Origin of the sequence: Sphingorhabdus pulchriflava (assembly GCF_003367235.1) — a bacterium.
Lineage (GTDB): Bacteria > Pseudomonadota > Alphaproteobacteria > Sphingomonadales > Sphingomonadaceae > Sphingorhabdus_B > Sphingorhabdus_B pulchriflava.
The window spans coordinates 508,898-531,084 of the sequence record NZ_QRGP01000001.1 but is presented as its reverse complement, the minus strand read 5'-3'; the positions used below and the strand labels follow the sequence as shown (position 1 = coordinate 531,084).

Annotated in this window: 20 protein-coding genes and 1 tRNA gene; 6 read left to right on the top strand and 15 right to left on the bottom strand. The window is 58.1% G+C overall.

Annotated elements, in window-relative coordinates; genetic code table 11:
* Positions 1 to 5 precede the first annotated feature (5 nt).
* Positions 6 to 737 carry a queuosine precursor transporter gene (locus DXH95_RS02630; protein ID WP_115547900.1) on the bottom strand — a complete coding sequence of 244 codons (732 nt, stop codon included), beginning with the start codon at positions 735 to 737 and terminating at the stop codon, positions 6 to 8.
* Between the two features lie 58 nt (positions 738 to 795).
* Between DXH95_RS02630 and DXH95_RS02625 the strand changes: the two genes are divergently transcribed.
* The 6 genes from DXH95_RS02625 to DXH95_RS02600 all read left to right on the top strand — a co-directional run bounded on the left by DXH95_RS02625 (position 796) and on the right by DXH95_RS02600 (position 7,621).
* Positions 796 to 872, top strand: a tRNA-Arg gene (locus tag DXH95_RS02625).
* Positions 873 to 1,227: 355 nt separating this feature from the next.
* Positions 1,228 to 3,450: a TonB-dependent receptor gene (locus tag DXH95_RS02620; protein WP_115547899.1), complete on the top strand. Its 2,223-nt coding sequence runs from the start codon at positions 1,228 to 1,230 to the stop codon at positions 3,448 to 3,450.
* A complete protein-coding gene (locus DXH95_RS02615; RefSeq protein WP_181883545.1) occupies positions 3,450 to 4,760 on the top strand; it encodes an alkaline phosphatase family protein in 1,311 nt (436 codons plus the stop codon). Before DXH95_RS02620 ends, DXH95_RS02615 begins: the two co-directional genes overlap by 1 nt.
* Before the next feature lie 114 nt (positions 4,761 to 4,874).
* Positions 4,875 to 5,552: a response regulator transcription factor gene (locus DXH95_RS02610; protein ID WP_115547898.1), complete on the top strand. Its 678-nt coding sequence runs from the start codon at positions 4,875 to 4,877 to the stop codon at positions 5,550 to 5,552.
* A gap of 120 nt (positions 5,553 to 5,672) precedes the next feature.
* A complete protein-coding gene (locus DXH95_RS02605) occupies positions 5,673 to 6,548 on the top strand; it encodes a UDP-2,3-diacylglucosamine diphosphatase (RefSeq protein ID WP_115547897.1) in 876 nt (291 codons plus the stop codon).
* A complete protein-coding gene (locus tag DXH95_RS02600; RefSeq protein ID WP_115547896.1) occupies positions 6,545 to 7,621 on the top strand; it encodes a glycosyltransferase family 4 protein in 1,077 nt (358 codons plus the stop codon). The genes DXH95_RS02605 and DXH95_RS02600 overlap by 4 nt, the downstream gene beginning before the upstream one ends.
* A 3-nt stretch (positions 7,622 to 7,624) precedes the next feature.
* Here DXH95_RS02600 and DXH95_RS02595 read toward each other — a convergent pair whose 3' ends face one another.
* From DXH95_RS02595 to DXH95_RS02530, 14 genes are all read right to left on the bottom strand, one after another.
* Complete coding sequence (locus tag DXH95_RS02595) at positions 7,625 to 8,377, bottom strand: prepilin peptidase (RefSeq protein ID WP_181883544.1); 753 nt, start codon at positions 8,375 to 8,377, stop codon at positions 7,625 to 7,627.
* Positions 8,378 to 8,391: 14 nt separating this feature from the next.
* Positions 8,392 to 9,114 carry a type II secretion system protein N gene (gene gspN, locus DXH95_RS02590; protein WP_115547894.1) on the bottom strand — a complete coding sequence of 241 codons (723 nt, stop codon included), beginning with the start codon at positions 9,112 to 9,114 and terminating at the stop codon, positions 8,392 to 8,394.
* Positions 9,111 to 9,593 (bottom strand): type II secretion system protein GspM, encoded by a 483-nt coding sequence (gene gspM / locus DXH95_RS02585; RefSeq protein WP_115547893.1) that lies wholly within the window; start codon positions 9,591 to 9,593, stop codon positions 9,111 to 9,113. The genes gspN and gspM overlap by 4 nt, the downstream gene beginning before the upstream one ends.
* A complete protein-coding gene (gene gspL, locus DXH95_RS02580; protein ID WP_115547892.1) occupies positions 9,590 to 10,675 on the bottom strand; it encodes a type II secretion system protein GspL in 1,086 nt (361 codons plus the stop codon). Before gspL ends, gspM begins: the two co-directional genes overlap by 4 nt.
* Positions 10,672 to 11,664: a type II secretion system minor pseudopilin GspK gene (gspK, locus tag DXH95_RS02575; protein ID WP_181883543.1), complete on the bottom strand. Its 993-nt coding sequence runs from the start codon at positions 11,662 to 11,664 to the stop codon at positions 10,672 to 10,674. Before gspK ends, gspL begins: the two co-directional genes overlap by 4 nt.
* Positions 11,648 to 12,292, bottom strand: coding sequence for a type II secretion system minor pseudopilin GspJ (gene gspJ / locus DXH95_RS02570; RefSeq protein WP_115547890.1), 645 nt, complete (start codon positions 12,290 to 12,292; stop codon positions 11,648 to 11,650). Before gspJ ends, gspK begins: the two co-directional genes overlap by 17 nt.
* Before the next feature lie 5 nt (positions 12,293 to 12,297).
* Positions 12,298 to 12,666: a type II secretion system minor pseudopilin GspI gene (gene gspI / locus DXH95_RS02565; protein ID WP_239016517.1), complete on the bottom strand. Its 369-nt coding sequence runs from the start codon at positions 12,664 to 12,666 to the stop codon at positions 12,298 to 12,300.
* The gene (locus DXH95_RS02560) at positions 12,656 to 13,120 is read right to left on the bottom strand and encodes a GspH/FimT family pseudopilin (RefSeq protein ID WP_181883542.1); all 465 of its coding nucleotides are present in this window, start codon (positions 13,118 to 13,120) and stop codon (positions 12,656 to 12,658) included. The genes gspI and DXH95_RS02560 overlap by 11 nt, the downstream gene beginning before the upstream one ends.
* Positions 13,098 to 13,604 carry a type II secretion system major pseudopilin GspG gene (gene gspG, locus DXH95_RS02555; RefSeq protein WP_239016516.1) on the bottom strand — a complete coding sequence of 169 codons (507 nt, stop codon included), beginning with the start codon at positions 13,602 to 13,604 and terminating at the stop codon, positions 13,098 to 13,100. The genes DXH95_RS02560 and gspG overlap by 23 nt, the downstream gene beginning before the upstream one ends.
* Positions 13,601 to 14,824 carry a type II secretion system inner membrane protein GspF gene (gene gspF, locus DXH95_RS02550; protein WP_115547887.1) on the bottom strand — a complete coding sequence of 408 codons (1,224 nt, stop codon included), beginning with the start codon at positions 14,822 to 14,824 and terminating at the stop codon, positions 13,601 to 13,603. Before gspF ends, gspG begins: the two co-directional genes overlap by 4 nt.
* Positions 14,817 to 16,346 carry a type II secretion system ATPase GspE gene (gene gspE / locus DXH95_RS02545; RefSeq protein WP_115547886.1) on the bottom strand — a complete coding sequence of 510 codons (1,530 nt, stop codon included), beginning with the start codon at positions 16,344 to 16,346 and terminating at the stop codon, positions 14,817 to 14,819. Before gspE ends, gspF begins: the two co-directional genes overlap by 8 nt.
* Positions 16,343 to 18,502, bottom strand: a complete 2,160-nt coding sequence (gene gspD / locus DXH95_RS02540) for a type II secretion system secretin GspD (protein ID WP_115549356.1) — start codon at positions 18,500 to 18,502, stop codon at positions 16,343 to 16,345. Before gspD ends, gspE begins: the two co-directional genes overlap by 4 nt.
* Positions 18,502 to 19,323: a type II secretion system protein N gene (locus tag DXH95_RS02535; protein WP_115547885.1), complete on the bottom strand. Its 822-nt coding sequence runs from the start codon at positions 19,321 to 19,323 to the stop codon at positions 18,502 to 18,504. Before DXH95_RS02535 ends, gspD begins: the two co-directional genes overlap by 1 nt.
* Positions 19,324 to 19,449: 126 nt before the next feature.
* The gene (locus DXH95_RS02530; protein ID WP_115547884.1) at positions 19,450 to 22,170 is read right to left on the bottom strand and encodes a TonB-dependent receptor domain-containing protein; all 2,721 of its coding nucleotides are present in this window, start codon (positions 22,168 to 22,170) and stop codon (positions 19,450 to 19,452) included.
* Positions 22,171 to 22,187: the final 17 nt, after the last annotated feature.

The window sequence follows — 22,187 nt, the reverse complement described above, 5'->3', positions numbered from 1 at the left end:
GCGGGTCAGACCTGTGTTTTGAAGGGTGTAAAGTTGGTGCCCTCGTCAAACAGGTCTACGCCTTCCTTGCGCTTAAGCCAGCCAACAACGGCATAAGTGACGGGTGTCAACACAACTTCCCATAACACTTTGAGCCCCCAATTGGTGATCATCACCATGATAACCGCCTCATTCTCCCACACGCCCCAAAACGCCAAGGGATAGAAAATTAGACTGTCGACGCCCTGTCCTACAAAGGTTGATCCAATGGTGCGCGACCAGAGATGCCGCCCCTGGGTCCAGATCTTCATCCGCGCCATTACATAGCTGTTGACGAACTCACCTGCCCAAAATGCCACGATAGAAGCGAAAACGATGCGCGGCACCTGCCCAAACACACTTTCATAGGCGGCTTGACCTTCCCAGCCCTCAGCGGGCGGCAGGCTGACGACCACCCAGCTCATGAAGGCCATGAATATCAGGCCCGCAAACCCGGCCCAGATCACACGACGCGCACGCGCATATCCGTACACTTCGGTCAGCACATCGCCGATGACATAGCCGAGCGGGAAAAAGAGAATACCAGCACCGAAAACCCACGGCTCACCGCCAATTTCTATCACAGCGGGTTTGGCGGCACCAATTACATTGGACAGCAGCAACACCGCAACGAATGCCGCCATTACAAAGTCATAGTATCGGAAATGCCGTCCAGTCATTTCGGCGGCACTATGCGCTTCTATTGCTCGATTACTCATACCGCTGCCATATCCCGCTTTGCAGCATCGCGCAAAGTGGTTATTGCGCACCCAGCGCGCGCCCTTAGCTCAGCTGGATAGAGCGCGAGACTTCTAATCTTGAGGTCGCAGGTTCGACTCCTGCAGGGCGCGCCACTCATTCTTTTGATTTGCGTCCTTACATGCGTCGTGGCTTTGTCGGTGCGCTCGATGCGAAGTCGGCCATTGGCCAGGACCCACAACGGCGCATGATTGTCATCGATCCACGGCGCAGCTAAGCTGCCGTTCGCCCTGCACCAATCGCTGCGTTTCAGCGAAGCTGCCCAGCGTCGGCTGCGTTCACAAATCTGTAGAACAGTATAGCGATGAAACTGGAGAAAATGCGGTGACGGCAATGGCCGTTGTCATTTTACTATCTTTAAGCCTTAGCCAAACTGTCACGATTCCAACGCCGAATCGCAACAGCACGCGCCTAATGCGCGCCTCGCAATAACAACTGCGAGGGAAAACCATGCGTATCGTCACTCTCTTCCTGCTTTCGACTTCGGCGCTAGTTTCAGCGCCGGCATTCGCCCAGCAAACAGCACCCGCCGCTAATGAAGCAACTGCAGAGGGCGAGATTGTCGTCTTCGGCCAAGGCCAGACCCGTCAGGTACAAGAACTCAAGACCGAGGATGTCACGATCCTCGCGCCCGGTACCAGCCCGCTCAAGGCGATCGAAAAGCTACCCAGCGTCAATTTCCAGTCGGCTGACCCGTTCGGCACCTATGAATGGTCGAGCCGCGTAACGATCCGGGGCTTCAACCAGAACCAGCTCGGCTACACGCTTGATGGCATACCGCTTGGCGATTCAACCTACGGCAACAATAACGGCCTGCACATTGGCCGCGCGATTGCGCCGGAAAATATCGGCATCACACGCGTTTCGCAGGGCGCCGGTTCAATCGGCACGCAATCGACCAACAATCTCGGCGGCACGCTCGAGTTCTTTTCCTATGACCCGACCGAAGGTTTTGGCGCCGATGCCAATCTGACCTATGGATCGGAAAACACTATCCGCGCATTTGCCCGCGTCAATTTTGGCGAGAGCGATGGCATTCGCGGTTTTATCTCGGGCACCTATCACAATGCCGAAAAATGGAAGGGCGGCGGTGACCAGCGCAACTGGATGATCAACGCCAAGGCGATCATTCCGGTGGGCCAAGCCGAATTTGATGCCTATTTCAGCTATTCGGACCGCGCCGAGCAGGATTATCAGGATCTGTCGCTCGAGATGATCCGCCGTCTGGGTTATGATCATGACAATTATTTCCCGGATTATGCAAAGGCCATCGCCGCAGCGCAGGGTGTTTTCGTCGCCCCGATCAACAATCTGGACGACAGCTATTATGATGCCTCGGGCCTCCGTAAGGATACGCTTGCGGCCTATGGCTTGACGGCCCCGCTGGACGAGGGCGTGACCTTTAAGATCAAGGCCTATTACCACGACAATACCGGTCAGGGCACATGGGGCACACCTTATGTTCCCAGCCCCAACGGCGTTCCGATGTCGGCGCGTACCACAGAATATGACATCCAGCGCGGCGGCGTGTTCGGATCACTTGAGGCCGAAGTTGGTGATCACACGATCAGCGTTGGCGGCTGGTACGAGCATAACGACTTCACCCAGGCCCGCCGTTTCTACGCCTATCAAAGCCTGACCACTCCGGGCCTCGATCACACAAAATTCCTGCGCAACCCGTTCTTCACGCAATGGCTGTTCGATTTCAACACCGACACGCTGCAATATCATGTGCAGGACAAGATCAGCATGGGTGATCTGACGATCAACCTTGGCTGGAAAGGCTTTCAGGTCAATAATGAGGCCGATCCCCGCGTTCAGGGCTCGCTTGCTGCGGGCAAGATCAAGTCGCGTGACTGGTTCCAGCCGCACGCCGGTGTTGCCTATAAGCTCAGCAGCAATGCAGAGGTTTTCGGCGGATTTACACAGGCCACGCGCGCCTTCGTATCCTCGGCGACCAGCGGTCCCTTCTCGACCACACAGGCTGGCTTTAACGCTCTCCGCGCGCGCGGTTTGAAGCCCGAAGAGTCGGATACTTACGAGTTGGGTGCCCGTTTCAACAATGCGACCTTTAACGGCGTATTGGGCGTCTATTATGTCAACTTCCGCAACCGCCTGCTCGGCATCCCCACCGGTCCCGGTATCGTCGGCAACCCTTCAATCCAGCAAAATGTGGGCTCGGTGCGTTCGCTCGGTTTCGAAGCAGCTGGCGATGTGCGCCTCGGCGGCGGGCTGACGCTATTTGCATCCTATAGCTACAACGACGCCACCTATCGCGACAATGTGGTAATCCCCGGCGTCACACCCACGATCGTTCCGATCAAGGGTAGGAACGTCGTCGATACGCCAAAGCATATGCTGAAGGGCGAAATCGCGTATGACAGCGACAGTCTCTTTGGCCGCATCGGTGCCAATTATATGAGCAAGCGGTATTTCACCTACACCAATGACCAGTCGGTCGGCAGCCGCGTGCTCGTCGATGCAACGCTCGGCTATCGCTTTGACATGGGTATGCGTAAGCCGATCGAGGTTCAACTCAATGCAACCAACTTGTTCGACAAGCGCTATGTTTCGACCATCGGGTCGAACGGCTTTGGCAATAGCGGTGATAACCAGACCCTGCTTGCCGGCGCGCCGCAGCAGTTCTTTGTGACTGCCAAGGTCGGTTTCTGATGCGCAGGATGCCCCGCTTGATCGTCGCGCTGGCTGCGCTTGTTCCTGCCGCCAGTCAAGCCGAACCCGTGCTTTTAATCTCTATCGATGGGTTGCAACCCGCCGATGTGATCGAAGCCGAAAAGCGGGGCATCAACATTCCTAATTTGAAACGTTTCGTCAAAGAAGGCAGCTACGCCAGCGGCGTCACCGGCGTGCTGCCTTCGGTGACCTATCCCAGCCACGCGACATTGGTGACAGGCGTGAGCCCCGCCGAGCATGGCATTATCGGCAATACCGGCTTTGATCCGATGCAGATCAATCAGTCGGGCTGGTACTGGTATGCCAGTGATTTCAAGGCGCCTACATTGTGGGATGCCGCCGCGAAAGCAGGCTTGAAAACCGCCAATGTTCACTGGCCCGTTACCGTCGGGCAAACCTCCATCCGCTATAACCTGCCGCAAATCTGGCGCACCGGTCATGAGGATGATGTCAAGCTGATGAAGGTGCTGGCAACGCCTGGATTGGTAGACAGGCTGGAGTCGTCGCTAGGCATTGCTTATGCGCAGGGTATTGATGAGAGCATCGCGGGTGACGAAAACCGAGCGCACTTTGCCGAGGCGTTGATTCTCGCGGAAAAACCAGATTTCATGACCGCTTATTTCACTGCACTAGATCATGAACAGCATGAAAAAGGTCCGGATACAAAAGACGCGCACCATATACTCGAACGCATCGACGCCATTGTGGGCAAATTGGTGGCTGCCCAACTGAAAGTGCATCCGGATGCGGTGATCGCGATCGCGTCAGATCATGGCTTTGCCACGACTACAACCGAGATTAACCTCTACCGCGCCTTTATCGATGCCGGGCTGATGAAGCTGGGAGCTGACGGCAAAATCAAAGAGTGGCAGGCCGCCCCTTGGAACTCCGGCGGTTCGAGCGCCATCATGCTGGCTGACCCTGACGATGAAGCATTGGTCGCGCGCGTCGAAGCCCTGCTCAAAAAGCTTAGATCCGATCCGGCAAACCGGATCGCGGCGATTGCAGATCGCAAGGAAATCGCGCGCAGGGGGGGTAATCCCAAGGCCAGTTTCTACGTCAATTTTGAATTCGGTGCTTATGGAGGCGGCTTCAAAGGTAAAGATGCGCCCTTGGTCTCGGCATCGGGCAGCAAAGGCACGCATGGCTATTTCCAGTCGGGCGGCAATATGCGGTCTTCCTTCCTGATCATGGGCCAAGGCATCACCGCAGGCAAAAATCTTGGCGAGATCGACATGCGTAGCATCGCCCCGATGCTGGCAGACAAACTCGGCGTCGCGCTGCGCTGAAAATAGCCGTTCAGTCCCAAAATGCGCGTTTGAAGCTCCTGAACACAAAGAGTCACGATTCTGTCATTTGAAGGTTGCAGTTAGGATTTAACTCAGACCTGCGGATTTTATGCCATGACCGGATCGAAGACAGTTCTGTTCACTTCACAGAACCCTTCGCTGTTTGTCGAATTGCAACGGGCGCGGCCAAATATTGCACTGGTTGCCATTGGATCAACCGTGCCTGCACTGGAATCAGGCGGTGATATCTGGTGCTTTGTCGATTTCATTCTGCCAGAAATTTCCGGGCTGGAAATGTGCAGACGGTTACGCGCCGACCCGGTCACGCAGAAATCTACCATCACGATGGTTTTCGATCAGGCCGACAAGGATATGCTGGTGCGAGCCATGCAGGCCGGCGCTGACGATTATGTCGTCGGGCTGTTGTCGCCTGAAGAGGTGTTACGGCGTATCGAGCATGGTGCATCGCATGTCATGCCCTCTGACACTGCTGAAAGGATTGAATTAGGCGACGTGGTGGTTGAGCCGCAAGCCTATCGGGTGAAATATAAGGGACAGCGCGTCAATCTGGCCCCGAATGAATTTCAGCTACTGCTGCATTTCGCAAATAGCCCTGACAAGGTTTTTTCACGCGAAGATCTTATTCAGCTGTCGGGTAAGCCACTCGACGAGATAGAAAACCGGACGGTTGATGTATGGATCGGACGCCTGCGCCGTGCGTTCAAAAAAGTTGGTGCGCCCGAGGTGATCCGCACGGTCCGTCCTATCGGCTATGTGTTTGAGATCCCCTGAACCGCTATTTGAAACAAAGCCGCAACCAAATTGTCCCTGTACCGTCATCACCTCGCCCCCCGCGCGTAACAGTCCGCGTGTAAGAGCACAGCGTCCCAGCCAATACAGGGAGCGCGGACTTTGCTACGAAATGCTGCCACCGATCTGATTATCGACAAAGCAACGGCGATTGCACCGCCCGACTGGATCAACCACCCCGAACCCCGAAGTTTCAGGCCCAAGAGCAAATATCGCACCATCTGGATCTCGGATATCCATCTGGGTACAAAAGGCTGCAATGCAGAATTGCTGCTCGATTTTCTCCATTCGGTCGAGTGTGAAACACTCTATCTGGTGGGTGACATCATCGACGGCTGGCGGCTGAAAAAGGGCTGGTATTGGCCTGACAGCCATAATGAAGTCGTCCGCCGCATCCTGAAAATCGCGCACAAAGGAACACGCGTGGTATTCATCGTCGGCAATCATGACGAAATGTTGCGCGACTATGCCGGTTTCAGCTTTGGCGGCATCACGCTCGCGCAGGAAGCCATCCACGAAACAGCGGACGGCAAACGCCTGCTGATCACGCATGGTGATGCGTTTGACGGTGTCGTACTCTACGCCCGCTGGCTCGCCTTTCTGGGCGATCAGGCCTACACGCTGATGCTGCGCGCCAATGTCTGGCTGAACGCGATCCGCAAGCGGCTGGGGATGCCCTATTGGTCGCTGTCCTCCTATCTCAAGAAGCGCGTCAAAAATGCGGTGCAATATGTGTGTGCATTCGAGGATGCCGTCGCTCGTGAAGCAGCCGAGCGTGGCGTTGACGGAGTCGTATGCGGCCATATCCATTGCGCAGAGATCCGACAGATCGGCGATGTTACCTATTATAATGACGGCGACTGGGTTGAAAGCTGCACCGCATTGGTCGAGGCATTCGATGGCACCATGACGATCCTCGACTGGTCTGAAATGCACCGTGCCAGAGCAAAACAGCCGCAAATGCAGGCAGTAGGATGAGAATCGCTATCGCCACCGACGCATGGTTCCCGCAGACCAATGGCGTCGTGCGCAGCCTTGCGACCACCGTCTCAATCCTGCAACGCCGGGGTTATGAAATCGAGCTGATCTCGCCCGACCAGTTCATCACTGTTCCCACTCCAGGTTATAGCGAAATCCGCTTGGCTGTTGCGCCGCGATTTGGCGTCCGCCGCACGCTGCGCCGCTACCAGCCGGACATTGTCCACATCGTCACCGAAGGGCCGATCGGATGGGCCGCCCGGTCCTGGTGCATCGCCAACAATGTGCCCTTCACCACAGCCTTTCATACACGTTTTCCGGATTATGCAGCCGTACGCACTGGCTTGTCGCCCGACCGCTTCTGGCCGATTATGCGGCGCTTTCACAAGCCTTCAAAGGGCGTACTGGTTTCGACCTATCGGTTGATGGATGAGCTTGCGCAGCGCGGTATCAGCCAGACCAAGTTGTGGTCACGCGGAATCGATCGCGAGTTGTTTCATCCCGGACATGATCCGCTCGAAGAACTGGCGCACCTGCCGCGGCCGTTATTGCTCTATGTGGGGCGGGTGGCGCCCGAGAAGAATATCGGGGCATTTCTTGGTGCTGCCGTCGCGGGCACAAAGATCATAGTCGGTGACGGCCCTGCACTGGCCGATTTGCGCGAACAGTTTCCAGAAGCGTTTTTCCTCGGCGCGCTGCACGGCGAACAACTCGCGCGCGCTTATTGCAGCGCCGATGTCTTCGTCTTCCCCAGCCTGACTGACACATTCGGACTCGTCTTGATTGAAGCTTTGGCCTGTGGTGTGCCGGTGGCTGCGTTCCCCGTGCAAGGGCCGATCGACATATTGGGGCCTTCTTCGCGCGGCATCTATGACCAGATGGATCAGGCCGCAGGCGCGCTGGATGTCTCGCTGTCCGCCGCTATCGTCAAGGCACAGGGCGCGTCGCGAAAGGCCGCTGCAGAACTGGGCGCCAGCTTTGACTGGGAGAAATGCTGTGACCAGTTTGTCGACGCGCTGACAGACGCGGTAGCATCATGTGCGACGACACCAGTCGAAATTCAAACAGGCTAGTTGCTAAAGACGAACCAACACCAAAACCACAACAGCAGCGGCCAGCAGCGAACCGAATGGCATTTGCTGCATCGACCGCCTTCTGGCTACTGTGAACAGGGCGAGTGCTATCCCCAGTGTCGACGCTATCAGGATTAGCAGCGGCATATCGTAAGGCGATAGCCACAGCGCGAGAGCTGCGAACAATTTGGGATCGCCAGCCCCCATCCCCTCTCTACCCCGAACATTGCGGAACAATCGGCGGAGGCTTTCGAGCGCAACAAATGCCAATGCGGCAGCCAATAGGCGCATCGTCAGCTCGACACCGCCTGATGGTATTCCGCCGAGCAGCAGGCCAAGCAGCGCCAGAGCGATGACCAAGCGGTCGGGCAACCAGAAATGGCGTGCGTCAAGCAGTGCCAGCGGCAACAGCATCAGAAACAAAAGCGCGCAAACGGCCGCGCTCTCGATAGGTAAAAGGTGAAAAGCCAGCCCGCAAAGGATCGCGCCTGCCCACTCGGCAAATGCCTGCACGGGGTCGATCACAGCTTTGCAATATCGGCACCTGCCCCGCAGGATCAGAAACGAAAATAAAGGTACCAGATCAAACCATGCCAGTTGGCGCTGGCAAGTATCGCAGCGCGAACGTCCGCTAACCGTTGGTTCACCCGCTGGCCATCGCAGTACCAGCACTCCGATATAACTGCCGATGATCGCCCCGACCACGGCAGCGAGCATTGCAAGTGTCGGCGAACCCAATGATGCGAGGAGCTGCAATAGGCTGCCCTGCTCTACCAGAACCGGCCCTTACCCGATTTGCGGTAGCCGCCGGCGATAGGCGCAAATCCAGCCAGCGAAAGCATCGGCGCAATTTCCGCGCCGGGCTGTTGCAGTTGCACCGTTGCGCGGTAACGACCGTCAGCCGATATGCGCAGCTCCACCCGTTCCATTGCAGATGCGCTGGCCAGCGGCAGCAACAGATCGCCCGCCTCACACCGCACCCGGCCCATCAACCCCGCGTCGACACCAAGCGCCGCAAATAAGGGGCCTTCGGGCTTTAGCCGAACGCTGCCACTTGCCGTGCGACATTTGCCGGCCGAATAGGATACCGAGACATTGTCAAATTCAAGCTGCGCCGTCGGGAAACCGGGCAGGATTTCGGCCACCGGAACGCTGCCATTCCATCCTTCTGCAGAAACACTGCCAAGGCCCTTGGAGACTTGACCCCGAAAGCCTGGCAGCCCTGCAGTCGCCGGTTGCTCGAACCAGAAACCGCCCCGGCCTAGGAATAGGGCCAGCGGTTGAATACCGGCGTCCAATGTGCCGATGCCCAGCTTCCCCAGCTGCACGTCATAGACGCGGCCCGACCAGATTGTGCCGTCTGCCCCCGATGCTGCGAGCATCGATTTCTCCGGAATGGATGCTCCGACGATCCAGCGCAGAGGCATCAAGGCAATCGCCGCGATCGCGAACAACGTAGCCGCGGCATAATAAAAGCGCCGTGATGGCCTCATTGTACGCCTCTCGCCAGTGTCGCATTGACCGAAACCGTGCCCGCGCTTCCCGCCTTCACCTCAATCTGGTCAGCAACGATGCCATCAAGTTCAAGTTGGGCTAGCCATTTCATAAGGGCGGCAGGCCGGGCCTGTGCCATTGTAATGCTGACACGACCATTGCCTGCGGCATCAGCCTTTTCGAGGGTGAAACCCGCTTCGGTTGCGCGCTGGTTTACCACCTGCTCCAACGGACTAGAGATGGTGGCGACCACTGCAACATTTTGCTTCTGGTTCGCCTGCGTCACCATAGCCTCAATCGCAACCCGCCTTTCAAGCGCCTCGCGATACTCCACCCTCTTTTCGTAGATTGAGGTCGTGAGCGGGAAGTAGATTCCGTAGATTGCTGCCAACAGCAAAGACAAGAAAGCCGCCACGCCAACCAGTATTTTCTCACGCAGCGACAGCGCTTCGAACCAGATTGCCAGTTTATCGATCATGGTGCCCTCACCGTGATGGCCACGGCCGTAATACCATTTGCTTCCTGTCGCGGCGTTGCGGTCACCTTATAGCCCTGCCTTTGCAGGTCGAGCAGCAGCCGGTTGACCGGATCGACGGTAGCCGCCGTCACTGTAGCCGACAGCAGCTTGTCCGAACCGTAGCGCAAATCGCGCAGACTGGCCCCCTCGGCTTGCTGCAATGAGCGCCATAAGGCCGATGCGGGGATGGTGAAAGCCCGTTGTCCACCACCGCGCGAGCCGAGCATTTGTTCAATTTTAACAGTCGCCTCGGCGGCACTGTTGATACCCGGTACAATCTTACGCGCCGCGATCAATGCCCTTTCGTCTTCCCGTGCGATAGCGCGGTCGACTTTGAACCAGGTGACCAACGCCAACAGCAAACTGCATAGCAGTCCGACAGCAAAGATGACTGCGGCAAGCTTTAGCTTGTTACGATCCAATCCCTTGCGGGCGTTCTTTTTTGCAAAGCGACCTGAACGCAAATCGAGAGGCGGTTCGGAAATTGCTGCGCGCAAATATCCAGCGAGTTCGGACTGGCTGATTTCGTGGACCGGTCGTTCGCCAGATATCAAAGCGGTTAAAGCCGGTTCGTCTGGAAACATGTGCGTCCCCGAACGCAGGGTAATCGCATCGCCCAAATCGGCGCGGACAATGTGTTCAGCGTCGGCAGGGAGGACAAGCCCAAGCGGCCAGACATGATCGGGATCAATGCCGCCGACCTTCAGCCGATCCAGCCCGCGGGCGAAGACGACGCTATCCATGCTCCCCGAAACCACCGCGCCATTACGCTCTTGCGCCGCAACATGGAGTGCAGCGGCGTTGATCGAAGCCGAAGCGGCATCCAGTCGCGCCGCCGCCTCAGCCTGCCGCGACGCCAGCCCGTCATATTCATGCCAGCGGACCACAACATGTTCGGGCGCTACAAGCGCGATCACTGGCAGGCCTTGGCCTTCACCAACGGGCGTTTCGTCCGGGACCAGTCCATCCTCGGTTAGTGACCATAGCTGGAGGGCTTCGGCCTGATAGTCAGGAAACAGGACGATTAGCGCGAGCCTGTTCATCCAGCATCTCCCCAACTACGCCACAGCACGCGCACCGGCATGTCGGTTGCCTGCAACAACGCGTGGCTCTCAAGCTCGATTGTCTCTGCCGACACTCTGCTTTGCAGAAAGAACCAATTGCTCGTCACACCCACCTGACCCTGAATATTTGCCGGAATTTCCGTTCCCGCGAGTTGCGGCATCGCCCAGAATTTGATCGCGCTGCCATAGCCGCTTGCTGGCCGGATAGCGAGAAGAGCCTTGGCCTGAGCAGGCAAAATTTTGCCATCGAGCAACGCCGAGAGCAGGATCGCTCTGTCCGGCGCCAAAGTGTTGGCGTTGAGCTTGACCGGTTCGGCCACCGGCAAGGCGCAAATCCAGGGACGCAAGCGCGCATAATAGGCCGGTGTCATTCCGCGCACCGCCTTCAACTCGCCCCGGTCAATGAACAGCCGGTTGGCTGCGAGATGGGGTTCGTTCTGGCCACCATAGTAGCTGTCTTCCGCTCCAGAGGGCAGTGCGTTGGTGTCGCTATCAAGCCAGTCGGCCGTTGACTCTGAGATGATGATCGCATCGTTCGAGGCTATGCCAAGCAACTCCATCAGCTTGGTAAACTGCTGCATCCCGATCGGGCTGGCCGAAAATTCACTGTCCTTACCTGCGACAAGGCTGTTGAGATTAAAGCAATTCTGCCCGTCGCTCAATTGCACCGTTGCCTGGCCTCTATCGACAGGCACCGGTATCGGACGATCGAGCCAGTTGCCGTCATTGGTCAATTGCGCCGCATCACGCTGCAGCAAATCCTCAATACGCGCAGTTGCAATGCCTTCGGCGGCGAGGCTGTAGGCGCGCGCTTGCGCCATCGCAGCACCGTTTACCGCCAGCCGTGTCGAGAGGCGCAGTCGGTCGAGCGCGGTCGCAGAGATTACCGCCATTACGGCAACGAGCAAAAGGACCGTCAACAAGGCGGCCCCGCGCTCGTTTGGGGGAGTGTTAAATGGCTTCGCCATTTTCGGCATCCTCACCTTGAATCTTGGCAGGGCCACTGTTTGCGCCAACCAGATATAGCATACGATAGTCCCTGCCATCTTTGGTCGTCAGCACAAGTTCCAGCGCGCGCGGTAATATCGCGGCCTCAACCGCTGTCCAGTCGTCACGCCAACCGCCATTTGCCTCGCGCAGGCGTATCGTAGCTTGCCGCAGTCCATCGATTAGCACTGCGTCGTTGCCACCGCGTGCCCCGTCGGCATGGGTCGAAGCACTGCGCACCAGCTTGCCGCCGTCAAACCGATAGGCGATGCGCGCAAGCGTGGGCTGAGCGGAAACAGCATCCGGTGCAGCGCCGATCCGGCTGAAAGTAAAGAGCTGGCCGTCTCCGCTCTCAAAGGCAGGACGCGAAGAGCCACCCTCGATCCGTGCTGGTCTTGGCACAGCCTGCGCCAGGTCGGCTTCAATCAGGTTCGACAGGCGGCTGAGCGTCGCCCGCTCACCCAGCTTGTCGCGCAACTGTATCTGGCTGTCCGCCGTGGTGCGCAGCATTGTCACACCCGCTGCCGAAATCAGCCCGAAGACGAACAGAGCTACGAGCATTTCAACGAGCGTAAAGCCGTTGCGGATAGGTGAACCGGAGTGAGCCATCGAAATCAGGGCCGCTGCTTTGCGATGGTCAGCGCGGCTCGCCCGCCCGCCTGTCCATTGACCAATATGTCGATGCGCACAAACCGGTCATCACCGGTCTGTTTGGCGATCTGCTTCCATGCGAAAACCTGCCCGCCATTGGCTTCGCTTCCCTGACTCTCGCCCAGCGCGGGCATGGCGGGATCGGAGATGATTTCTACCGCACGATTGCGCGCCACTTGCCACGCCAGTTCGTGCGCGACCACGTCGCCGCCTGTGCGCATCGAAAATGCGGAGAGCTTGATCAACGCCAACGCCGCGAGGCTGAAGACAGCCAGCGCGACGACAACCTCGATCAGAGTGAAGCCATTCTGTGCAGGGCGATCAGCGCGCAACGGCAACCTCCCCCGATGCGCTGACGGACACAAGGCTGCTGCCTTCGCCATTGGTCAGTTCGATTTTTGCAGGCGAAGAAGGCAGACCGGTGGCGTCAAACAAGATGCGGTTCTGCGATGCACCCAATATACGCGTGCCGTTTTCAAAATTGCGCGGCTTGAATGCGGGATCCGGATGGGCACGCCATTGCCCGTCGAAACGCTGTTCGAACCCATAGCCCGAAGCACGCGTCCAAAACACAACCGGGCGCGCCTGCAAGACCGCTTCGTCGCGTGCCGCCGCGATGCGTGCAGCCAATCGCTCAGCATCATTCCGCGCGGCGCTGTCGCCGCCCGGGAGCATCAGCACCACGGCCGCTGAAGCGAGACCCAGCAAAAAGATCACTACCAGCATTTCGACCAGCGTGAAGCCGTTGGGTGCAGGTTTATGCTTAGTCGGAATAGATATCGGCATTTTCATTATCGCCACCGGGCGCGCCGTCGGCGCCTAGCGAATAGACATCGAACGCGCCATTGCGGCCCGGATTTGCATATTGATAGGGGCGCCCCCAGGGGTCGCTGGGCAGCTTCTTGATATAGCCGGGTCGTGCCGAGGATCCAGCCGCAGCTGGTGGTGTGACCAGTGCCTGAAGCCCTTCGCTCGCCGATGGATAGGTCATATTGTCGAGCCGGTAGCTCTCCATCGCCTGTGAAAGCGTCGAGACATCGGCCTTGGCCTTGGCGACCATCGCCTTGTCCTGATTGGGCAACACATTGATGACAACCACCGTGGTCACAAGGCCGAGAATGAAAAGCGTGACCAGCATTTCGGTCAATGTGAATCCATTGGCCCTGGGCTTTATCGCAGCTTTGCGATTGTGCGCGTTACGAAACTGCAGGTCGGGCAACATCATGTCGGTAAACAGGTTCCAGAGGAGTTTGCGTGAAATCATGGTCATAGCCCCGCTAGATTTTGCAGTTGAAGGATAGGCAGAAGGATCGACAGGATGATGACAGCGACAATGCCGCCCATCGCCACAATGATCAGCGGCTCGAGCAGCGACAGCGCAGTCGTGGTGAAATTGTCGAACTCGCGTTCGAGATAATCGGCGGCGCGTTCTAGCATCAATTCCAGCTGGCCCGAGCTTTCGCCGCTCGCGGTCAGGTAAACGAGCAGCGGCGGAAAAACGCCGGCGGTACGCATCGCACCCGAAAGACTGCCGCCAGTGCGCACCTGTTCGATCATCAGGTCGTTCGCGACACGCAGCGCGCGGTTGCCGACGGTGTCGCGCGTCAGGCGCAGGCCATCGAGCAACGGCAAGCGGCTTGACACCATGGTCGACAATGTACGCGCCAGCCGGGCTGCATTGAGATCGCGGATCAGGCGGCCAATGACGGGAATGCGCAGCAGGAAGCTGTCAAAACGCAGCCGGATATGTTCGCGACGCAATGCAGCCGTGGCCGCGACTGCGACGAGGCCAAGCAATAGCAACAGGGCCCACCAGTAACTCGCGAGGAATGACGAGAGGCCGATGACGATGCGCGTGATCGTCGGCAGTTGCTGGTTCACATCGTCAAACTGTTCAACCACGCGCGGGACGACAGAAATCATCAGCCCGGATACAACGAGCAGCGCCACGAGCGTCAATATGATCGGATAGGCAAGCGCCGAAAGCAGCTTGCTGTTGATCGCCGCGCGTCGCTCGAGCAGGTTTGCCAACCGCAGCAGGATTTCCGGTAACGCGCCGGAGCTTTCCCCTGCAGATACCATCGCACGGTACATTGGGGGGAAACTCGTCTCTTCGCGCCGCATCGCTTCGGATAACCTTTGGCCTTCCACGATACCGGAATGGACATTGCCCAAAATGATACGCGCCGACTGGGACTCGGTTTGCAGGCTTGCGGTGCGCAATGCCTCCTCGAGCGGTGACACCTGCACCAGCGAGGAAAGTTGGCGCGTGAACAGCGTTAATTGCTTCAGGCGCAGTTTCGGCGTGCGTTGCAGAATCTTGGGCAATCCAGCCGACACTGTCGGTTTGGGTGCTGCAGGCTCTACAGCGACGACATGTAGTCGCTGCTGCACCAGGCGATCACGCACAATCTGATCATTGGCGGCAGCAATGCGTCCGCGTTTCTCGCGGCCTTCCACATCGATCGCACGCCAGGCAAAATCAGGCATCAGCGGTCGCCTCCGAACGCATGATACGCACGGCTTCTTCCGCGGTCGTCTCTCCGTCACGGACAAGACGGCGGGCGGCGGCGGCCAGGTTCGGGCTGTTGGCAAAGACATGACGCGCGATGATCGCTTCATCGCCGCCATTGCCGATATAGCGACGGACGGTGTCGTCGACCTTGATTGCTTCGAATACGCCGATACGTCCCTGATAGCCACTGCCACCGCATTTTTCGCAGCCGACCGGACGGTAAATCACACTGCCAGCATCGAGCCCGAGCAGCGCCGCAGCACCTGCTTCCGCCTGTACCGGTTCTCGGCAATCAGGGCACAACCGCCGCACCAGCCGCTGCGCAATCACCGCGCGCAGCGTCGAGGCAAGCAGAAACGGTTCGATCTTGAAATCGCGCATGCGCGTTATCGCGCCGATCGCGTCATTGGTGTGCACCGTAGAGAGAACGAGGTGGCCTGTGAGCGCCGCTTGCACCGCGATCTCCGCCGTCTCGCGGTCGCGGATTTCGCCGACCATCACCACATCGGGGTCCTGACGGAGAATGGCGCGCAATCCGGCCGCGAAGGTCATCCCGACCTTGGCGTTGACCTGTGTTTGACCAATACCGTCAAAGGCATATTCGACCGGGTCTTCGACGGTCAGGATGTTACGCTTGCCGTCATTCAACTGCTTTAGACAGGCATAGAGGCTGGTCGTCTTACCCGATCCGGTAGGGCCCGTAACGAGGATGATGCCATTGGGTTCGGCCAGTGCAGCCGAAATAACCGCACGCGCATTGTCTGACATCCCGAGCAGGTCGAGCGAGATGAAGGCGCTGTCCTTATCAAGGATACGCAGCACCACGCGTTCGCCGACGCGGCTGGGCAAGGTCGATACACGGACGTCGACCTGCTTGCCGCCGAGCGTCAGGCTGATGCGGCCGTCCTGCGGCACGCGCCGTTCGGCTATATCAAGTCGCGCCATCACCTTGATACGACTGACGACAACCGGCGCAACATGCGGCGGCATGCGCAGCCTTTCCTGCAGCACTCCGTCCTGCCGCATGCGCACCACAAGCCCAGACTCATACGGTTCGATATGGATATCGGACACGCCCTGCCGGATCGCTTCGGCAATGATTCCGTTGATCAGGCGGATGACCGGCGCGTCGTCGGCACTGTCGAGCAGATCGTCTGCACTGGGTAGGCCTGACACCAGCAGATCATCATCGGCATTGCCCGCCTCGATCGACCCAGCCATTGCCGCAGCGGTTCCATCCATCGCATAATGGTCCGAGAGATGGCGGTCGAAATCGGCGGGCTCGGCTATCTCGACATCGAAAGGCATGGCGAGATAACGGCGGACCTCGAGCAGGTCGGCGGGGTCAGCACCTGCCCGCATCGCCACCTGCAGCCGCCCGTCTTCGCGTTTTAGCAAAACGACGCCGCGCGATTTGGCAAAGGCGTAGGGCAGGTCGAGTGGTATCGGCCCGCTATCTGGCTGGGTATCTTCACCGGATCCGCGCCCGATCTTCATGGCTTAACCTCGGCTTCAGGAAGCAGCTGAATCTGACCTTCTTCCGGGCGGGTCCGATCCGCCGAGGCACCGACGAGCGTGTCGCCGGGTTCCAGCGTCGGCGCGACCGGCAGCGGCGCCCCCATATAGTCACGGAAAAGCTGGTCGATAGAAGGTTCCATATCCGGATTACGATCAAGCTGCAGCCCGCGCACATAGTCATATCGGCGGGCAGTATGGGCATCGCCATCCGCCCGGCTGCGAATGATGGTGGGCCGGATGAACACCGTCAGATTGGTCTTGCGCCGTGTCCGGCTCTTCGATTTGAACAACTCACCGAGGATCGGTATGTCGGACAGCAAAGGGATTCTCTCAATGGTACGGCGCTCATCATCGTTGAGCAGCCCGCCAATTGCGAGGATCTGGCCATCGCCGACAGTCAATGTCGTTTCGAACTCGCGCTTGTTGAAAATCAGGTCTGATGATCGGTTGGAAACCGGACCAGCAACGCTCGACACTTCCTGTTTGACGAAAAGTTTGACCTCTCCAAATTGGTTGACCTGCGGCAAGACCTCTAGCTTGATGCCCACTTCCTTGCGCTGCACCGTACGGAAGGCGTTATCGAAATTGTCCGACAGCGCTTCACCTGTGGTGATCGGCACATCCTGCCCGACCAGGAATTTTGCCCTTTGGTTGTTGAGCGTCACGATATGCGGCGTCGCGAGAATATTGGATTCGGTGTCGTTCTGGACTGCGTTGATGATCGTACCGAAAATGGCGTCAGCGCCGATATCAAGCGCAAAACCGCCAAAACCACCGGTTGCATTCAGGATTGACTGCGCAGCCGCCTGTTGCAGACTATCGCCCAACGGGCTGCGCTGGGTCGTCGTCGTGACATTGCCGTTCACCGTTGTCGTTTGTGTCGCGAGTTTTTCTGCTGCAATCGCACCGCCAATGGTCAAAATGCTCGGCACGGCATTCGAATAGTTGGTGGCCGCAAAAGGCGCATCCTTGCCGCCAATCAGGAACTGCACGCCCAACCGCTTTGCTGCATCATTGCCGATTTCGACGACAATTGCCTCGACTAAGACTTGCTGCGGGCGCGAATCGAGTTGGCGGATCAGTTCACCCAGCATTTTTTGCGTATCGGCGCTCGCTGCAATGATGATCGCGTTGGTACCTTCATAACGGCTGACGACAATCTTGCCACGCCCACCTAGCGCACTGGCCGACCCCGTTACCGAAACCGGAGCCGATGCTGCAGATGGAGCGGCGCCCTCACCCAATTGGGCCGGAGTACCTTGCGCCACTGCTGCTGTAGGCATCGGCGAGGCGGAGTTTTCGCCGATCAGCGACTGGATGGTCGGCAGCAGTGTCTCAGCATTGGCATATTCGAGCTGATAGACGCGGATTTCAGCTCCGGATTCCGCCCGCTTGTCGAGCTCTTTTGCCATAGAGGCAAATCTAGAAACCGAAGTAGGATCGCCGCGTAAAGCAATGGCATTGCTCGAATCTATCGGCACAACAGTAACAGGCGGGCGGGCTCCTTCTCCCGCGACGCCCTGCCCCGCCAGCCCTTGCAACGCACTTGCGATCTCACGTGCTCCGGCATTGTCGAGCGCGACAATCTGCGTAGCCGCGCTGTCGCGATCGATCTGGCGGACGAGGTCGCGGATGCGGCGGATATTATCGGCATAGTCCGCCACGACCAGGCTGTTGGCGTTGCGGTTGGCGGTAATCGATCCCTCGCGACTGATCAGCGGGCGGAGCGTTTCAACCGCTGCTGGTGCATCGATCGAGCGCAACCGGAACACTTCGGTGACAAACTGACTGGCAGGCGCGGACGCTGAACCAACCCGGGTCGGTTGCGTTGCGGCACCATCGGCCTGCTGGACACGATAGCCACCGCCGCGCACTGGAATCGCCACTAGCCCATTAGCGCGCAGTGTCGACAGAAAGACCTCAAAATATTCAGACCGGCTGAGTGATCGGTCGGTAACCACCGAAACCTTCCCTTGCACCCGGCTATCGACAATGAATGTCTGGCCGGTGACGCGCGCGGCGTCCTGCACAAAAGCGCGGATATCGGCATCGCGAACATTCAGGATATGCTGCGCCTGCAACGGGGTTGCAGCCAGAAGTGTCGCGAGCGACAAAGCGAGGAATTTGTTCTTCATCATTGTTCCAGAATGAGGGCAACCGGCAGCTTCTGCGCGCCGCGTTCGATTTCGAGAGTGAGGCGCGCACCGGGGCGCAGTTGCGCCGCAAGCTCGGCTGCGGCCGATACCGGTCTGCCGTTGACCGAGGTGATGACGTCACCCTTTTGTAGCCCGGCTGCAGATATCATCGTCCCGTCATCCTTGGCCGAAACGACCAGACCGGTCACTTTGCCGCCTTCGTTGCGCGGATTAAGGCCAACAGACTGCTGGAGCGTCTGTGCGTTAAGCTTGACCGCTGGTTCGCTGGTCGGCTCGGGTGTCGGCTCTATGCTGTTCGGTGTCACATTTTCCGCCGGCACCGACTGATCAATATACATTTTTTCCAACACGCCATTGTTGCTGATGACGACATGATCAAACGCAACCGAATGCAGCGTCGCGCCGGGCATGATCGTTTCGCCAACCGACCAACTATTCTGTACTCCATCTGCCCCTGCGATAATCGCAGAGCCCCCGCCTGATGCTTCATTGGTGCGAATGCCGAACAATGTCAGCGGTAACGAAGTGACGACCTCAGTGTCGGCGGAAACCTGTTCCGTGCGGAAAAAGGGATCGAAACCGCCAAATAACGCGCCGCGTTCCGAAGCCGGGACGACATTCACCGCGCTGGGTCGCCAATCGCCGATCGGGGCGATAGGAGTGACCAACACCCAGAACAACCGGGCCGCCTGGATCGCCGCGAATACAAGCGCCAGACCCACAACAGCATCAGCAGGCGTAACGCGACGTAACGCCAAAACCAAGCCGTCAGCAGCCTTTTGCAGCAAAGCCCGTGTCATCGATTCTCCTGTACTGAGTCGCCGTTAGGCTGACCAGAAGACAGTTCGATGACTCTAGGGTTTCATTTTCATGACAGTGCATGAAGTTCGGGGCAGCCGAAGTCGCCGACTGCCCCAAAAGTAATATCAGAACTTGACGGTCATGCTGGCCGAATAGCTGGTGCCAACATCATAGCTGTTGATGTTGAGAACCGAATCCCCCAGCCGTTGCTGTTCACGATAGTCGGTGCCGGTCAGGTTTCGACCTTCCAGCTTGAACTCCAGTTCCTTGCCGGCGATCTTCAGCCCCTGCCGCAGAATGAGGTCGAGCCGCAGACCAGGACGCTCGATATAGTCGGGCGAAAGGTTCGGGCCGCGGTTGGTTGCGCGCGGGCTGGTATAGGTCAGCAGCAGCGTTTGTTGCGAGAGGTTCTCTGTATCCTCAAGGCTGAGCTGCAGGTTTACCAGATGCTTTGACTGACCCGTTAGGCGCAATTTCCGGTTTGTGTCGAACACTGTTGAAGCAGGAACTGAATTGGGCGCGCTCGAAAAGCTGACCGTCGTGTCATTGGCACCGATTTTGATCTCAGAGTCCGAGTAGGTGTAGTTCGCCACCACCGCGAGACGGCGGTTGAGCCAGAAATCACCACCCAAAGTCTCGAGCGGGAAATATTTCTGGGTTTCGATTTCCACGCCGTACAACGTCGCTTTCGGCGCATTGGCAAAACTGGTGAAGAAGCTCGAGCCGACCTGCACCGCCACGCTTTCAATCGGGTTGGTGATGTCCTTATAGAAGCCTGCGATCGAGAAACGCTGGTCGCGATCGAAATACCATTCGTATCGCGCCTCGACATTGGTCAGCTCTGAGTCCTGCAGATACTGGTTGCCAAAGAAAGTGCGGCCGGAATCGGTATCGCGATAAGGCTGCGGCGCAAGTTCGCGGAACTGCGGGCGCGCGATGGTGCGCGAACCAGCAAGGCGAAGCTGCATGTCTTCAGCAAAGTTCCAGGTAATCGTCCCCGCAGGCAGGAAGTAATCATTGTTGAGATCTGTGCGCGGCGCTGGCGTCAAGCCGAACAGCGCCGTCGGCTGGACAAACTGCTTACCGTCTTCATAGCGTACACCCGCGTTCAGCGTCACGCCATCGACTGGTTCGATTTCGAGCATGGCATATCCGGCATGCACCTTAAGGCCAGCAGTAAAGGCCGCTGAACCAAGGCCACCTGTGGTTTCAGTCAGCAACACATTGTAGCTGTAGACGTTATAGTCGCTCAGAAGATAATCGATGCGCTGTTGTGTAACAGCCGGATTGAGTGCCGACGAAGGCTGGAACTGGAAATCGCGGCGGATGGAATCGCGGCTATTGTCATAATAAGCATAGCCCGCCGAAAGGGTCAGCGGATATTCGGTGGGCAGCTTATAGGCCACATCCGCTCCACCCGCCCAAACGGTATCTTCCAGCTCACTGAATGCGACAAAGGCGTCCTGTCCAGGCGAACGCAGATCGTTCACATAATCCTGAAAGGCCTCGCTATAGACATAGCTGTACGAGCGTTCATAGGGCGCATCGCGCTGCGACTTGGCATAGGTGCCGCGGAGATCGAGCGAGAGATCGCCAAACTGGAATTCGCCGATGATCTGGCTGTCAAAAAGCTGGCGTTCGAACCAGCTAGTGATGCCGGTCTGGATCGTTGCGTCGGGGCGGGTCGGGCTGGGCCCTACCGTGTCAAAATTGTTGCCGAGGGCTACCCGCGCTTCTTTCAAGGTGTCGCGAATGAACAGATTGTTGAAGCGGATTTTGTGCTCGCCAAATTGCAGGCCCAGACCGATCATGCCATTGAGGATGATGCGGTTTTCGGTCGACAGATAGTCGAAATCGCGAGCGGGTTCGAGGAACGAGCTGCCATTGGCGGTCGATACGTTACCAAACTGCTGCATCCCGCTGCGCGTGCGCCAGTTGTTGTTGTAACCGGCAATGGCAATGACACCCAGATCGACAACACCTATCGGAAAGGTCTTGCCCATGGCAATATCACCGCTGATGTTCGGCTGGATATCCAGATTGCGCTGGATCACATTGGTGCGAGAATTGCTGAGGCTGGCGGTGATTTCCTGCACATCGGCGACGCTAAACTGCGATCCTGCAAGGATGCGGTTGCCCGTAGCCAGCGCATTGGCGAAAGCACCTTTGGGCGAGCGTTCGCCGCTGTCATAACCGGTCCAGTCACCTCGGCTGCCGAAATAGGTGTAGCCGGTTTCGAAAGTAGTCTCGGTATCGCCTCCGATGCCGAAACCGACATCGAAAAAGCCTTCCGATGGTGCATTTTTGGTGGTCAGGTTGATCACGCCGCCGCCAAATTCACCCGGGTAATCGGCTGAATAGCTTTTCTGCACAACGGTTGAGGCCAGAATGCTGGTCGGGAAGAGATCGAGCGGGATAACGCGACGCAGCGGCTCAGGCGACGGCAGGGGCGAACCATTGAGCAGCGCGAGCGAATAGCGCTCACCCAGTCCGCGCACATAGACGAATTTGCCGCCGACGACCGAAAGGCCAGTGACGCGTTGCAGGGCACCTGCGACTTCACCTTCACCCGTGCGGGCGATATCTGCCGCCGACAATACCGATACGACTTCAGGCGTCGCGCGGATCACATTCGGGATATAGCGCCCCTGAACAACGATCTCTTGTCCTTCGCCGCTATTGGCACCCGGACCTGAAATTTCGACCTCTTCCTCTGCAGGCTGGGTCTCCTCAACTGCCGGAGCAGCCTCTTCCGCCGCCTCTGGCTGGGTGACATCCTGCGCAAGTGCCGCCGGAGCGACAAGAGCGGAAGTGAGCAGCAATGTGGTGCCGAATATGCGTTTCATGATCTTTGGGTGCCCTG